The organism is Bordetella genomosp. 5 (genome assembly GCF_002261315.1).
In the GTDB taxonomy this organism is placed as follows: Bacteria; Pseudomonadota; Gammaproteobacteria; order Burkholderiales; family Burkholderiaceae_B; genus Bordetella.
On the sequence record NZ_NEVP01000012.1, the window covers coordinates 84337 to 98264 of the forward strand.

General features: G+C 67.8%; 11 protein-coding genes. 2 read left to right on the forward strand and 9 right to left on the reverse strand.

Annotated elements, in window-relative coordinates; all coding sequences use genetic code 11:
• Window positions 1–93: 93 nt before the first annotated feature.
• The 3 genes from CAL25_RS20490 to tkt all read right to left on the reverse strand — a co-directional run bounded on the left by CAL25_RS20490 (window position 94) and on the right by tkt (window position 4550).
• Entirely contained in the window at window positions 94–1290 is a 1197-nt protein-coding gene (locus tag CAL25_RS20490) for a phosphoglycerate kinase (protein WP_094803448.1), read from the reverse strand.
• A 194-nt stretch (window positions 1291–1484) separates the two neighbouring features.
• Window positions 1485–2495 carry a type I glyceraldehyde-3-phosphate dehydrogenase gene (gap, locus tag CAL25_RS20495; protein ID WP_094803450.1) on the reverse strand — a complete coding sequence of 337 codons (1011 nt, stop codon included), beginning with the start codon at window positions 2493–2495 and terminating at the stop codon, window positions 1485–1487.
• Window positions 2496–2510: 15 nt separating this feature from the next.
• A complete protein-coding gene (gene tkt, locus CAL25_RS20500; protein WP_094803452.1) occupies window positions 2511–4550 on the reverse strand; it encodes a transketolase in 2040 nt (679 codons plus the stop codon).
• Between the two features lie 247 nt (window positions 4551–4797).
• On the opposite strand from tkt, the gene CAL25_RS20505 reads away from it, so the two are divergent.
• Window positions 4798–5538, forward strand: a complete 741-nt coding sequence (locus CAL25_RS20505; protein WP_094803454.1) for a 16S rRNA (uracil(1498)-N(3))-methyltransferase — start codon at window positions 4798–4800, stop codon at window positions 5536–5538.
• Window positions 5539–5549: 11 nt separating this feature from the next.
• On the opposite strand, the gene CAL25_RS20510 is transcribed toward CAL25_RS20505, so the two are convergent.
• From CAL25_RS20510 to CAL25_RS20530, 4 genes are all read right to left on the reverse strand, one after another.
• The gene (locus tag CAL25_RS20510; protein WP_094803456.1) at window positions 5550–6017 is read right to left on the reverse strand and encodes a barstar family protein; all 468 of its coding nucleotides are present in this window, start codon (window positions 6015–6017) and stop codon (window positions 5550–5552) included.
• Window positions 6014–7174: a patatin-like phospholipase family protein gene (locus CAL25_RS20515; protein WP_094803909.1), complete on the reverse strand. Its 1161-nt coding sequence runs from the start codon at window positions 7172–7174 to the stop codon at window positions 6014–6016. Before CAL25_RS20515 ends, CAL25_RS20510 begins: the two co-directional genes overlap by 4 nt.
• A 58-nt stretch (window positions 7175–7232) precedes the next feature.
• Window positions 7233–9521 carry an NADP-dependent malic enzyme gene (locus CAL25_RS20520; RefSeq protein WP_094803458.1) on the reverse strand — a complete coding sequence of 763 codons (2289 nt, stop codon included), beginning with the start codon at window positions 9519–9521 and terminating at the stop codon, window positions 7233–7235.
• Between the two features lie 394 nt (window positions 9522–9915).
• The gene (locus CAL25_RS20530) at window positions 9916–10737 is read right to left on the reverse strand and encodes an FAD-dependent oxidoreductase (RefSeq protein WP_249279186.1); all 822 of its coding nucleotides are present in this window, start codon (window positions 10735–10737) and stop codon (window positions 9916–9918) included.
• Window positions 10738–10797: 60 nt separating this feature from the next.
• Here CAL25_RS20530 and CAL25_RS20535 point away from each other — a divergent pair, with 60 nt between their 5' ends.
• Window positions 10798–11952, forward strand: a complete 1155-nt coding sequence (locus CAL25_RS20535; protein ID WP_094803463.1) for a pyridoxal phosphate-dependent aminotransferase — start codon at window positions 10798–10800, stop codon at window positions 11950–11952.
• A 72-nt stretch (window positions 11953–12024) separates the two neighbouring features.
• Here CAL25_RS20535 and CAL25_RS20540 read toward each other — a convergent pair whose 3' ends face one another.
• The gene (locus CAL25_RS20540) at window positions 12025–13005 is read right to left on the reverse strand and encodes a Bug family tripartite tricarboxylate transporter substrate binding protein (protein WP_094803465.1); all 981 of its coding nucleotides are present in this window, start codon (window positions 13003–13005) and stop codon (window positions 12025–12027) included.
• 30 nt (window positions 13006–13035) lie between these two features.
• Window positions 13036–13926 (reverse strand): NAD(P)-dependent oxidoreductase, encoded by an 891-nt coding sequence (locus tag CAL25_RS20545; RefSeq protein WP_094803467.1) that lies wholly within the window; start codon window positions 13924–13926, stop codon window positions 13036–13038.
• Between the last annotated feature and the right edge of the window lie 2 nt (window positions 13927–13928).

Below are 13928 nucleotides of genomic sequence, written 5' to 3' on the forward strand. Positions count from 1 at the left end.
GAATGCGTCCTTCCGGATGCACCCTTGCACGGGCCCGACGATAGTACCGCTGAGCACAGGGCGGGGGCATGACAGAACGCCCCCTTTCCCGTCTTACTTGTCGGCGCGCTCCTGCAGCACGGCCACGGCCGGCAGCGACTTGCCTTCGAGGAACTCGAGGAACGCGCCACCACCGGTCGAGATATAGCCGACCTGCTCGCCGATGTTGTACTTGGCAATGGCTGCCAGCGTGTCGCCGCCGCCGGCGATCGAGAATCCGGGCGACGCGGCGATGGCCTCGGCCACGACCTTCGTGCCGTTGGCGAACTGGTCGAACTCGAACACGCCGACCGGGCCGTTCCAGACGATGGTGCCGGCCTTTTCGAGGATCTCGGCAAGCGTCTGAGCGGTCTGCGGACCGATGTCCAGGATCAGGTCGTCGTCGGCCACGTCGGCGGCCGCCTTGACGGTGGCGGCGGCATCGGCGCCGAACGCCTTGGCCACGACCACGTCGGTGGGGATCGGCACGGCGGCGCCGCGCTTTTGCATGATGTCGATCACCGCGCGGGCCTGGTCGACCTGATCGGGCTCGGCGAGCGACTTGCCGATGGGCAGGCCGGCGGCCAGCATGAAGGTGTTGGCGATACCGCCGCCCACCACCAGCTGGTCGACCTTGTCGGCCAGGGCCTGCAGGATCGAGAGCTTGGTCGAGACCTTGGAGCCACCGACGATGGCGACCAGCGGACGCTTGGGCTCGTGCAGCGCACGGCCCAGCGCGTCGAGCTCGGCCTCGAGCAGCGGACCCGCGCAGGCCACCGGCGCGAAGCGCGCGATGCCGTGCGTGGTGGCTTCGGCGCGGTGCGCGGTGCCGAACGCATCGTTCACATACACGTCGCACAGCGCGGCCATCTTGCGCGCCAGCGCCTCGTCGTCCTTCTTTTCGCCCACGTTGACGCGGCAGTTCTCGAGCAGCACCACGCGGCCCGGCTCGACCTTCACGCCGTCGACCCAGTCCTGCTTGAGCGGCACCGGCATGCCGAGCAGCTCGGACAGGCGCTGGCCCACGCGCGCGAGCGAATCCTCTTCGGTCAGCACGCCCTCTTTCGGACGGCCGAGGTGCGACGTGACCATGACGGCGGCACCGGCGTCCAGCGCCAGGCGGATGCCGGGCACCGAGGCGCGGATGCGGGTGTCTTCGCTGATGCGGCCGGCATCATCGAACGGCACGTTGAGGTCGGCGCGGATGAACACGCGTTTGCCGGAGAGTTCGCCGGCACGGGCCAGCGCGGAGAGCGTTTTGACTTGGGACATGAGTGTCGATTCCTTTCGCGAGCGGCGTAGCCGGCATGCCGCGGATGAGCCGGGCATGCGACGCCCTCGGGGCGCTTCTGATGCAAAAAAAGCCAGACTTCGTCGTTGTGCAAGGGCGTGCGCCCCACAACGCGCCGTCTGGCCCGTTTTGAGGCGCCGCCACGCGGGCGGCGCCTGGGTGGTACTGCCTGGGATTACTTGGCCGACATCAGCGCGACGGTGGTGTCGAGCATGCGGTTGGAGAAGCCCCACTCGTTGTCGTACCAGGACGAAACCTTGACCAGCTTGCCCGACACCTTGGTCAGCGTCGCGTCGAACGTGCTGGAGGCCGGGTTGTGGTTGAAGTCGACGGACACCAGCGGATCGGTGTTGTAGTCGAGGATGCCCTTGAGCTCGCCGTCGGCGGCAGCCTTCAGGATGCCGTTGACTTCTTCGACCGTGGTCTCGCGCTTGGCCGTGAAGGTCAGGTCGACGAGCGACACGTTGATCGTCGGAACGCGGATGGCGAAGCCGTCGAGCTTGCCGTTGAGTTCGGGCAGCACCAGGCCGACCGCGGCGGCGGCGCCGGTCTTGGTCGGGATCATGCTCATCGTGGCCGAACGCGCACGGCGCAGGTCTTCGTGGTAGACGTCGGTCAGGACCTGGTCATTGGTGTAAGCGTGGACCGTGGTCATCAGGCCGGTCTCGACGCCCAGCTTGTCGTTCAGCGGCTTGACCAGCGGGGCCAGGCAGTTGGTCGTGCACGACGCGTTCGAGATGACGGTGTCGGTCGACTTCAGGACGTTGTGGTTCACGCCGAACACGACGGTGGCGTCCACATCCTTGCCGCCGGGGGCCGAGATGATGACTTTCTTGGCGCCGCCCTTCAGGTGAGCCGAGGCCTTTTCCTTCGAGGTAAAGAAGCCCGTGCATTCCAGCACCACGTCGACCTTGAGCTCGCCCCACGGCAGTTCGGCCGGGTTGCGGTTGGCCAGCACGCGGATCTTGTCGCCATTGACGACCATGTGTTCGCCATCGACCTCGACGGTGCCCGGGAACTTGCCGTGCGCAGTGTCGAAGCGCGTCAGGTGCGCGTTGGTCTTGGGATCACCCAGATCGTTGATCGCAACGATCTCGATGTCGTGCTTCTTGCCGTTTTCGTAGTGGGCACGCAGGATGTTGCGGCCGATGCGGCCGTAGCCGTTGATGGCGACGCGAATGGTCATGACTAGAGCTCCTTTTTACAAAACCTGCTTGACGGTCTCGGCCACCTTGTCGGCGGTCAGCCCGAAGAACTTGAACAGTGCACCGGCCGGGGCCGATTCGCCGTAGCGGTCGATACCGACCACGGCGCCCTCGAGGCCCACGTATTTGTGCCAGAACGCGGTCACGCCGGCTTCGACGGCCACGCGCGGCAGACCTGCCGGCAGCACGCTGCGCTTGTAGTCGGCGTCCTGGGCGTCGAAGGCGTCGGTCGAGGGCATGGAGACCACGCGCACCGCGATGCCTTCCTTGGCCAGCGCTTCCTGAGCGGCCAGGGCGATCGCGACTTCGGACCCGGTGGCGATGATAACGGCGCGGGCGCCCTCGGCGTCCCGCAAGACGTAACCACCGCGGACAATCGCTTTCAGCGTGGCGTCATCGCGCTGCACGTAGGGCAGGTTCTGGCGCGACAGCAGCAGCGCGGTCGGGCCGCCGTCGTGCACGTCCATGCCGATCGAGGTCGGACGGCTCACGGCGTAGTTCCAGGCCACCGCGGTTTCGACCGTATCGCACGGGCGCCACAGCGACAGGTTGGGGATCAGACGCAGGCTGCTCGCGTGCTCGATCGATTGGTGGGTCGGGCCATCTTCGCCCAGGCCGATCGAATCGTGCGTGAACACGTGCACGACACGCTGCTTCATCAGCGCGGCCATGCGGATCGCGTTGCGCGAGTAGTCGGAGAAGGTCAGGAAGGTGCCGCCGAACGGCAGGTAGCCACCGTGCAGCGCAATGCCGTTCATCACGGCGGCCATGCCGAACTCGCGCACGCCGTAGTTGATGTGACGGCCGAACTGGATGTGGCCTTCGGCGCCGGCGCGCACGGCGGCCACGCCCTTCCAGTCGGTGAAGTTGGAACCGGTCAGGTCGGCCGAGCCGCCCAGCAGTTCGGGCAGCAGACCGGCCAGCTCGGTGATGGCGAATTGCGAGGCCTTGCGGGTCGCGACCGTCTCGCCCTTTTCGTTGGTGGCGGCGATGTAGCGCTCGAACGCCTGCGCGTAGCTGGCGGGCAGCTCGCCCTTCATGCGGCGCGTGAACTCGGCGGCTTCGGCGGGGAATTGCTTGGCGTAGGAGTCGAACACCTGTTGCCATTCGGCCTGGGCGGCGGCGCCCGGCTTGCGGCCATCCCAACCGGCATAGATGTCGGCGGGAATCTCGAACGGCGCGGCGTCCCAGCCCAGCGCGGTGCGGGTGGCGGCGATTTCGTCGTTGCCCAGCGGCGCGCCGTGGACGTTGTGGGTGCCGGCCATGGTGGGCGCACCCTTGCCGATCACGGTACGGCAGATGATCAGCGTGGGCTTGTCGGACTGCGCGCGCGCGGCCTTGATCGCGGCGTCGATGGCGGCGACATCGTGGCCATCGATGGCGCGCACGACGTTCCAGCCGTAGCCTTCGAAGCGGGTCGCGGTGTCGTCGCCGAACCAGTGTTCGACATGACCGTCGATCGAGATGCCGTTGTCGTCATACAGCGCGATCAGCTTGTTCAGCTTGAGCGTGCCGGCCAGCGAGCAGGCTTCGTGCGAAATGCCTTCCATCAGGCAGCCATCGCCGAGGAACACATAGGTGTGGTGATCGACCAGGGCGTGGCCCGGGCGATTGAATTCGGCGGCCAGCAGCGCTTCGGCGAGCGCCATGCCCACGGCATTGGCGATGCCCTGGCCCAGCGGGCCGGTGGTGGTCTCGACGCCCGGGGTGATACCCACTTCGGGGTGACCCGGCGTGCGCGAATGCAACTGGCGGAAGTTTTCGAGCTCCTGCATGGGCAGGTCGTAGCCCGTCAGGTGCAGCAGCGCATAGATCAGCATCGAGCCGTGGCCGTTGGACAGCACGAAGCGGTCGCGGTTGGCCCAGGCCGGATCGGCCGGATTGTGGCGCAGATTGTTGACCCACAGCGCTTGCGCGATTTCGGCCATTCCCATGGGCGCCCCGGGGTGGCCGGAGTTCGCTTTCTGCACGGCGTCCATCGCGAGTACGCGGATGGCATCCGCCAGGGCAAGTTTAGGGGCGGTCGGATTGCTCATTGGGAAGGCTCTTGAGGTGGCGCGGCGCCGCGGCAAGGCCGCACGGTGCTGCCACTATGTGGGATTGGAAAGCTCACAATTTTAGCATCCAGGGATTACCCCAGCCTACCCGTCGGCGGCGATAGGTCGCCATTCGGTTGACATGCCGTTGCCATTACGTCGCAGCGGCGCCGCCGCCCGCCTCCTACACGCGGTTACACTCATTCCTGTCATCGACCGCGCTCCGCCTGCCCCGCCGCCCTGCCCCATGTCCGTGCCCCGTTTCTATTGCGATGCCGCGCTTTCCCCGCATTCCGAGCTGACCCTGCCCGAAGGCCTGGCGCACCACGCCGCGCGCGTGCTGCGCCTGCGGGATGGCGCCGCGATCGTGCTGTTCGACGGCAAGGGTGGCGAGTATCCCGGCGTGCTGCATATCGAGGGCAAACAGGTCAGCGCCAGCCTGGGCGCGCACGCCCCCCGCGAAGCCGAGCTGCCCGGCCGCATCACACTGGTGCAGGGCCTGCCCTCGGGCGACAAGATGGATTGGGTGATCGAAAAAGCCGTGGAACTCGGCGCGGCGGCCGTCGTGCCCATCGCCGCGCAACGCAGCGTCCTGCAACTGAGCGGTGCGCGGCTCGACAAGCGCGTGCAGCACTGGCAGCGCATCGCGCAATCGGCCGCCGAGCAGTGCGGACGCAACCGCCTGACCACCGTCGAGGCGCCACGATCCTTGCGCGACTACCTCGCGGGGCCTGCCGCCGGACTGCGGCTGCTGTGCCATCCCGATGCGCCGGACGATCTGCCGGCCGCGCTGGCGTCCGGGAAAGTGGGCGAGCACGGCCTGACCTTGCTGGTGGGCCCGGAAGGCGGCTGGTCGGAGAGCGAACTGCAGGAGGCGCAGCGCGCGGGCGTCACTGCGGTGCGCTTCGGGCCGCGCGTGCTGCGCACCGAGACCGCCGGGCTGGCCCTGATTGCGGCCAGCACCGCCCTCCTGGGCTGGAACGACTGATCCCTGGCCTGTCAGACTTCGCCGTAGGGCTGCGCGGCCACGCCGGGTTCGGGGTCGGGGTGCTTGCCCGCGTGCTCGACCACGTAGCAGAAAATCTTGCCGTTTTCGGTGGCGAAGCGGGCCGCGTCGGCGCAAACCTCTTCGATACTGGCCGCGTCGTCTTCGAGCGCCGGATCGCCGGAGTGCAGCCGGTAGAGCCACAGCACCACGCCGGCCGTCTTGTTGTCGAGCACGGTGTCGCACAGGCAATCGTAGAGCGCGTCGAGGTTGCCGCCGAAGAATTCGGGAAAATCCACCGCCTTGGCAATGGCGCGCAGGACCGCCGAGCGGCTGCGTGCGCGGTCACAATCCGCCACCATCAGGGACATGCCCAGCTCGTGCGTGGCATTGACCATGTCCTGCTTGTCCAGGTCCGCATGCTCGATTGCCCCGCTTCGGCGCAATTGCCGTTGCAGCGTCGTCTGGCCGTTCCGCGTCATGCCCGGGCCTCCTCGAAAAACGTCACGACTTCTTCATTACGCCGCATCGTATCGGCATAACCCAGTTCGATCAATCGCTGTGTATAGGCGGCTTCGAATAGCAGATACGACATCAACGCGCCGCCGCCCTTTCGGCTTGGGTCGGACGATACACCGAGAACCCGAAAAAGGGTACGTGCCTGCGCCGGAAGGGCGTCGAAATGCGCCAGCGCGAGCGTGTCGAGCGATTGACTGGGCGTGATCGCCAGCACGTCGACCCGCCGCAGGTTGAGCCCCGGGTCGACCTGCGCGCCCATTTGGTCGAGCATGCGATTGGTACGTTGCAGCCGTTCGAGGTCGGTCGAGAGGCCGTCCAGAAAGATGCTCGACAGGGTATGGCCGCCCACCTGGGCGAGCGATGGGTAAGGCGGCGCCGCCTCGCGCTGTTCGGGGTGGGTTTCGTCGTGATAGCTCGTGCCGATCACCAGGATGCGCTCCGCGCCCAGATGGATCGCCGGGCTGATCGGCGCCAGCTGCCGCATCGATCCGTCCCCGCACCACTCGACCTGGCCCTGCACCTCCACCGCCTGGGACGGAAACACGAACGGAATGGCGCTGGAGGCGAGGATGTGTTCGATCCCGATGGGTGTGGGAATCGCCCGGCGCAGGAAGCGCTGCCACGGTTCGATGGGCCGGTCGGACTGGTAGAACGTCAGGTGTTCGCCGCTGGTGTAGCCCGAGGCCGTGATGGCCAGCGAGGCCAGCCGGCCGCGGTGCAGATTGTGACCCAGGCGCTTGAAGTCGAGCACCCTGCCCAGCAGGTCGGCGAGCGGCTGGTTGTCGAGCAGCGACTGCGGACGTTTGGCCGCCTTGGTCATCATCCAGCCCAGCGAGAGCAGGCCCAGCCAGCGCACGCCCGTGCCGACCAGGCCCGGCGTGTCGGCACGGTAGACCATGCCGGTCTCGAGCGAGGCCCACAGCCGGCGCATGCGGCGCACGGCGCGATGCGGGCGATCGGTGCCGCACGCCAGCGCGGCCGCGTTGATCGCGCCGGCCGAGGTGCCGCAGATGATATGAAAGGGATTGGGAAAACCGGGCCGCGATCCGGGATCCAGGATCTCCAGGATCGCGGCGAGGACACCGACCTGGTAGGCGGCGCGCGCGCCGCCTCCGGTCAGGACCAGCGCGGTCGGCCGCCGGAACAGCTGCCCGGCGTGCTGACCGCTACGCGCGCCGTCATCTCGGGAGATTGGCATCGACCACGGTCAGGGCCGTCATGTTGACGATGCGTCGTACGGTGGAGCTCGATGTCAGGATATTCACCGATGCGTTTGCGCCCAGCAGGAAAGGACCCACCGCGACGTTACCGCCCGCCGCCGTCTTGAGCAAGTTGTAGGCGATGTTGCCCGAGTCGACGTTGGGGCAGACCAGCAGATTGGCCTCGCCCTTGAGCGTGGACGACGGCAGCAGACGCAGGCGCAGCGCCTCGTCGAGCGCGCAATCGCCGTGCATCTCGCCATCGATCTCGAGCTCCGGCGCCTGGGCGCGCACGATCTCGAGCGCCGCGCGCATCTTGGCGCCCGAGGCCGAGCTGCCGGTGCCGAAGTTGGAGCGCGACAGCAGCGCCACCTTGGGCGCCAGATTCAGGCGCTGCATTTCTTCGGCGGCCGCGATCGAGATCTCGGCGATCTGCTCGGCCGTGGGGTCGTCGTTCACATGCGTGTCGGCCAGGGCCACGGTGCGCTCGTTGAGCAGCAGGATGTTCATGGCCGCGTAGGTCTTGGCGCCCGGCCGCATGCCGATCACTTCGTCGATGAAGCGCAGGTGATCGTGGTAGGCACCGACCGCGCCGCAGACCATGCCATCGGCATCGCCCAGCCGCACCATCATCGCGCCGATCAGCGTGAGACGGCGGCGCATTTCGACGCGCGCCATTTCCTTGGTGATGCCGCGACGGCACATGAGCTCCCAGTAGGTGGTCCAGTACTGGTGGAAGCGCTCGTCGTATTCGGGATTGGTGACTTCGACATCCTGACCCAGGCGCAGGCGCAGGCCGAACTTCTCGATGCGGGCGGACAGCACCGACGGGCGGCCGATCAGGATCGGACGGGCCAGGCCTTCGTCGACGATGACCTGCACGGCACGCAGCACGCGTTCGTCTTCGCCCTCGGTGAACACGATGCGCGCGCGGCCGCCCTCGCGCACGATGCGCTTGGCGGTGCCGAACAGCGGCTTCATGAACGCGCCGGAGTGATACACGAACTGCTGCAGCTGCTCGACGTAGGCATCCAGGTCATCGAGCGGACGCGTGGCCACGCCCTCTTCCATGGCCTTGCGGGCCACGGCCGGCGCGATGCGCACGATCAGGCGCGGATCGAAGGGCTTGGGAATCAGGTAATCGGGGCCGAACGACAGATCGTAGGTGCCGTAGGCCGCGGCCACGACTTCGCTCTGCTCTTCTTCGGCCAGGCCGGCGATCGCATACACCGCGGCCTTTTCCATCTCGCGCGTGATCGTCGTGGCGCCCACGTCGAGCGCGCCGCGGAAGATGTACGGGAAGCACAGGACGTTGTTGACCTGGTTCGGGTAATCGGACCGGCCGGTGGCCATGACGATGTCGTCGCGCACCGAGTGCGCCAGCTCGGGCAGGATCTCGGGCGTGGGATTGGCCAGCGCCAGGATCAGCGGCCGCGTGCCCATCGCCGCGACCATCTCGGGCTTGAGCACGCCACCGGCCGACAGGCCCAGGAACACGTCGGCGCCGCCGATCACGTCGGCCAGCTTGCGCGCTTCGGTTTTCTGCGCGTAGCGCGCCTTGTCCGGATCCATCAGCGTGGTGCGGCCTTCGTAGACCACGCCCTCGATGTCGGTGACCCAGATGTTTTCGAGCGGCAGGCCCAGATCGATCATCAGGTCGAGGCAGGCCAGCGCGGCGGCGCCGGCGCCGGAGGTCACGACCTTGACCTGCTTGATGTCTTTGCCCACGACCTTCAGGCCGTTGATGAACGCGGCGCAGACCGTGATGGCGGTGCCGTGCTGATCGTCGTGGAAGACAGGAATCTTCATGCGCTCGCGCAGCTTGCGCTCGACGATGAAGCACTCGGGTGCCTTGATGTCTTCGAGGTTGATCCCGCCGAAGGTCGGCTCCAGCCCGGCGATGATCTCGACCAGCTTGTCGGGATCGGTCTCGTTGATCTCGATATCGAACACGTCCAGGCCGGCGAACTTCTTGAACAGCACGGCCTTGCCTTCCATCACGGGCTTGGAGGCCAGCGCGCCGATGTTGCCCAGGCCCAGCACCGCGGTGCCGTTGGAGATCACACCGACCAGATTGCCGCGCGCCGTGTAGCGGAAGGCATTGGCGGGATCGTCGACGATTTCCTCACAGGCCGCCGCCACGCCCGGGGAATACGCCAGGGCCAGGTCGCGCTGGTTCGTCAGTTGCTTGGTCGGCGTGACCGAGATTTTGCCGGGGCGGCCGAGCTCGTGATATTCAAGCGCGGCTTTGCGAAGATTGGCATCCATGGAATGGGCTCGTGAGGACGGACAGAAGGGGGTGAATTCTAGCGCCAGGGCCGCGCGTGCGGTACGCGCAACTGCCCGGATGGACAGGGGCGAAAGTCGCGAGACGGCCCCGGCGTGGCGAGGGGTGCGGCCGCCTGCCGGCGGCCTGACGGCCCGCGGTGCGCGCGGCCGATGCTGGGTATCTTATACCAACCTGACTACAAGCTGAACGAAGTGCACGGCCGAGCGCCCGGAGTAGACCGCGGCGAGCCGCAGGCGGCGCAGCGCCCGGAGCGAGACCGCGCCGAGCCCCGGGCGGCAGAGCGCCAGGAGCCAGACCGCCCCGATATCCGCGTGCGGCAGACCGGACGGCGCGAACGCGCTCCGACTTCCCTGCCCCGCGTCCGTCCTATTCTCAGGCCGCCGGCACACTCGCGAAGCAAGCGGCCGGATCGAAGCGCTCTCGCACGCGCTCGTCCAGCCGGCGCGCCGGGGCGGGGTCGGCTTCGTCCGGCGTGGCGGGCAGCGACGGCGTGCCGGCCACGAACTCGAGCTCTTCGATCCAGGCCAGGGCGCCCCCGTGGCCCAGAAAGAGATGGGCCAGGTTGACCTCGCCATCCCGCCCGGCCAGCGCATCCAGACGGAAGCGCGGCGCCCACGCCGCTTGCGCCAGACAGGCCTGCGCGTCGTCGCTGCGCAGCAGTTCGAACAGTGCGGGCACCAACTGCTGCACCCGCACGGATCGCAACGGCTGTGTCGCGGCCGCCCCGAAGGCGCCCAGGGTTTCGACCGTGCCATCGGCCAGCAGCACCGTGGCCGACACCAGGCCGCTCGCGGCGGTGCCGCCCGTGGGCCAGCCTCCGGCCTGGGCCAGCCATGCGGCCACGGTCAGAGAGGGGATCTCGCTCTGAAACTGCGCCAGACCGGCGGCGGCCAGCCCGCCGACGCGGGCGCCGGGCGCCACGCGCCAGCGCCCCTGGGATTCGTGCATGGCGCCGAGCCGGGCGGGGTCGACCACCAGACACGGGCCGAGCGCCGCGCGCGCCGCGCTCGTGCCGGCGAGCGCCAGCGCGATGCCGTACTCCGCGCACAGCCGGCGCGCGATGCGGGCATCCGTGCTGTCGGCCGCGAGCAGGCGCGCGCGTTGTTCGCCCAGCGGCTCGATGGGCCCGGTCGCAACGGCCTCCAGCCGCTCCAGAAAGGTCAGCCAGACCGAACGCGGTGGACGTTTGCCCATGAGAAAAGCACGGCGGGACGGCTGCATGACTACAATCCCTCTTTCGCTGTGAGAATCACCATGCCTGCCCTCGCATCACGTACCAACGATTTTTTGACATTCCAGGTCGTCGAACTCTTCAAAGAAGCCCAGGCGCTTGCCGCCACGGGACGCGACATTATCAGCCTAGGTATCGGAGAACCCGACTTTACCGCGCCGCCCCAGGTGATCGAAGCGCTCGAGCGCGCCGCGCGCGCCGGCATGAGCGGCTATAGCTCGCCCGCCGGCATCACGCCGCTGCGCGAAGCCATCGCGCAATTCTACGAAGACGAGTTCGGTGCCCCGATCAATCCGGCGCGCGTCATCGTGACCGCGGGCGCGTCCGGCGCGCTGGCGCTGGCGTGCGCCGCGCTGGTGAACCAGGGCGGCGAAGTGCTGATGCCCGATCCCTCGTACCCGGCCAACAGCAACTTCGTGCTGGCCAGCGGCGGCCGCCCGCGTCTCATCCCCAGCAGTGCCGAAAAGCGCTTCCAGCTCTCGGCCGCCGATGTGCGCGAGCACTGGGGCCCGGCCACGCAGGGCGTGCTGGTGGCGTCGCCCAGCAACCCGACCGGCACCTCGATCGCGCAGGACGAACTGGTGGACCTGCTCGCCGCCGTGCGCGAGCGCAAGGGCTTCACGATCATGGACGAGATCTATCTCGGCCTGTCGTACGAAGGCCAGCCGCGTTCGGCGCTGCGCCTGGACGACGACATCATCGTCATCAACAGCTTCTCGAAGTACTTCCACATGACGGGCTGGCGCCTGGGCTGGATGATCGTGCCGGAGTCGATGATCGCCTCGATCGAGAAGATGTCGGCCAGCCTGCAGATCTGCGCGCCCACGCTGGCGCAGCACGCCGCCGTGGCCTGCTTCGAACCCGACGCACTGAAGATCTTCGCGCACCGCCGCGACGCCTTCCGCCAGCGCCGCGACTACCTGCTGCCCGAGTTCGAACGCATGGGCATTCCCGTGCCGGTCAAGCCCGATGGCGCGTTCTACATTTACGCCGACATCGGCGCACTCGGCATGGACAGCGTGGCCTTCTCGCACCGCCTGCTGCACGAAGCCGGCGTGGCCGCCGTCGCGGGCCCCGACTTCGGCCCGGCCCACGGCCACCGCATGATGCGCTTCTCGTACGCGACCGGCCTGGATCGCCTCCAGGAAGCCGTGGCGCGCATCGAAAAGCTGCTGTGATGCCGCGCGGCCCGTGGCAACGCCCGGGCCGCCTCGATCGATGACAAGCGCGGCCGCCGGCCGCGCGTTGTCTTAATTGCGCTCGATGTTGTTGTCGCGCGCGATCGGACCGAGCTTGGCGATATCCCCCTCCACCCGCGACACATAACCCGCGGCCGGTTCGAAGCCGGGCTCGATACCGACGCCGGCCAGCCTTTCTTTCAACGCGGGGTCGGCCAGGGTTGCGGACAGGGCGTTGGCGAGCTTGTCCTGCTCGGCCTTGCCCAGGCCGCTGGGCGCTACCAGGGCGAACCAGGTCTGCATGGCGAAGCCCGGATACCCGCTCTCGGCCACCGTGGGCGCTTCGGGCATGAGCGGCGAACGCTTGTCGCTCGTGACGGCCAGCACCTTGACGCGACCGCCCTTCGCGGCCGCCACCGCCGCGGGCAAAGCCTCGACACTGATCGGGATCTGGCCGCCCATCAGATCGTTGAGCGCCGGCGCCGAACCCTTGTAGGGCACGTGCGTGACCTTGACCTTCGCCGCCGACCACAACATTTCGGCCGCGAAGTGCACCGGCGTGCCGTTGCCGTGCGAACCATACGAATACTTGCCGGGGTCCTTGCGCAGGTTCTCGATCAAACTCTTCAGATCCTTGGCCGGCTCGGCCTGCGTGGCCATGATCGCCAGCGGCGTCGTGCCGATCACGCCGATGGGCGTGAAGCTCTTGAGCGGGTCGTACGACAGCTTGGGATAGAGAATCGGGTTGATGGTGAACGTGGTGGCGGTGCCGAGCAGCAGCGTGTAGCCGTCGGGCGCAGACTGGGCCACGGCATCCGCGCCGATAATGGTCGCCGCCCCCGCCTTGTAGTCCACGATGACCGACTGCCCGAGCTTCTCGCCCATGCCCTGCGCGATGAAACGGGCCACGGTGTCGGTGGTGCCGCCCGCCGGAAACGGCACGATCAGCTTGATCGGACGCTCCGGATACGCAGCGTGCGCGGCCCCGGCGCCCAGCGCCGCACCCATGACGGCAAGGACGATGGGCGCGATGGTCTTGATGGCGTTATTCATGGTGTTTTCCCCTTGTGATCGCCGCAGCGTTCAGTGCGCCTGGCGTTGGTTCGTATCGAGCGTGACGATACGGTTGAAATCGTCCTGATCGGCCAGCGTGTTTTCACTGGCTTGCCAGATCGCGCCGACCGCGCTGCTCACCGGCAACGCCAGTCCCGATTCGCGCATCAGCGACTGCGCCAGGCGTACGTCCTTGCGCATGAGCTGCATCGTGAAGCCGGAGTCGAAGCCCTCGTTGAGGATGCGGCTCGGATAGTTGTAGAGGGTGACGCCACTGCGGCCCGATCCCGCGTTGATCGATTCGAGCAGCTGCTCGGTGCGCACACCGGCCGCCTCGGCGATGCGGAAAGCCTCGCTGGCGGTGAGCAGGTGCGACGCGACGAGCAGGTTGTTGACCAGCTTGGCGATGTAGCCCGCGCCCTGCTCGCCGATGTGAAAGCGCTTTTCTCCCAGCGCTGCAAGCACCGGCTCGGCCGCGGCCAGGTCGTCGACCGAGGCGCCGATGAACATGGTCAGCGCGCCCTTGGCCGCGCCGGCCGGTCCGCCGCTTACCGGCGCGTCGATGAAGCGCACGCCCGCGTCGCGCAGCGCCGGCGCGAGGGCCTGCATGGTCTTGGGATCGGCGGTGGTGGTGTCGATCAGGATCGTGCCGGGGCGCACCTTGGCCAGCAGACCTCCGGGGCCCTCGAGCAGCGCGCGCACGATGTCCGAATTGGGCAGCGACAGCACGATCGCGTCGGCCGCGCCCGCCAGCTCGTCGAGCGAATCGCTCACCCGCAGCCCGTCCGCGGCGCACGCGGCCCGCGCCGCCTCCTGGGCATCCAGCCCGATGACCGTCAGGCCGGCTCGCTGAATCGAATTCGCCATGCCACGGCCCATCTTGCCCAGGCCAATGACGCCAATGGTGGAAAGCTTGCTCATAT

Coding starts and splice junctions, on each gene's coding strand:
- CAL25_RS20490 (WP_094803448.1), bottom strand. CDS start 1,290: ATGTCCCAAGTCAAAACGCTCTCCGCGCTGGCCCGTGCCGGCGAACTC.
- gap (WP_094803450.1), bottom strand. CDS start 2,495: ATGACCATTCGCGTCGCCATCAACGGCTACGGCCGCATCGGCCGCAAC.
- tkt (WP_094803452.1), bottom strand. CDS start 4,550: ATGAGCAATCCGACCGCCCCTAAACTTGCCCTGGCGGATGCCATCCGC.
- CAL25_RS20505 (WP_094803454.1), top strand. CDS start 4,798: ATGTCCGTGCCCCGTTTCTATTGCGATGCCGCGCTTTCCCCGCATTCC.
- CAL25_RS20510 (WP_094803456.1), bottom strand. CDS start 6,017: ATGACGCGGAACGGCCAGACGACGCTGCAACGGCAATTGCGCCGAAGC.
- CAL25_RS20520 (WP_094803458.1), bottom strand. CDS start 9,521: ATGGATGCCAATCTTCGCAAAGCCGCGCTTGAATATCACGAGCTCGGC.
- CAL25_RS20530 (WP_249279186.1), bottom strand. CDS start 10,737: ATGGGCAAACGTCCACCGCGTTCGGTCTGGCTGACCTTTCTGGAGCGG.
- CAL25_RS20535 (WP_094803463.1), top strand. CDS start 10,798: ATGCCTGCCCTCGCATCACGTACCAACGATTTTTTGACATTCCAGGTC.
- CAL25_RS20540 (WP_094803465.1), bottom strand. CDS start 13,005: ATGAATAACGCCATCAAGACCATCGCGCCCATCGTCCTTGCCGTCATG.
- CAL25_RS20545 (WP_094803467.1), bottom strand. CDS start 13,926: ATGAGCAAGCTTTCCACCATTGGCGTCATTGGCCTGGGCAAGATGGGC.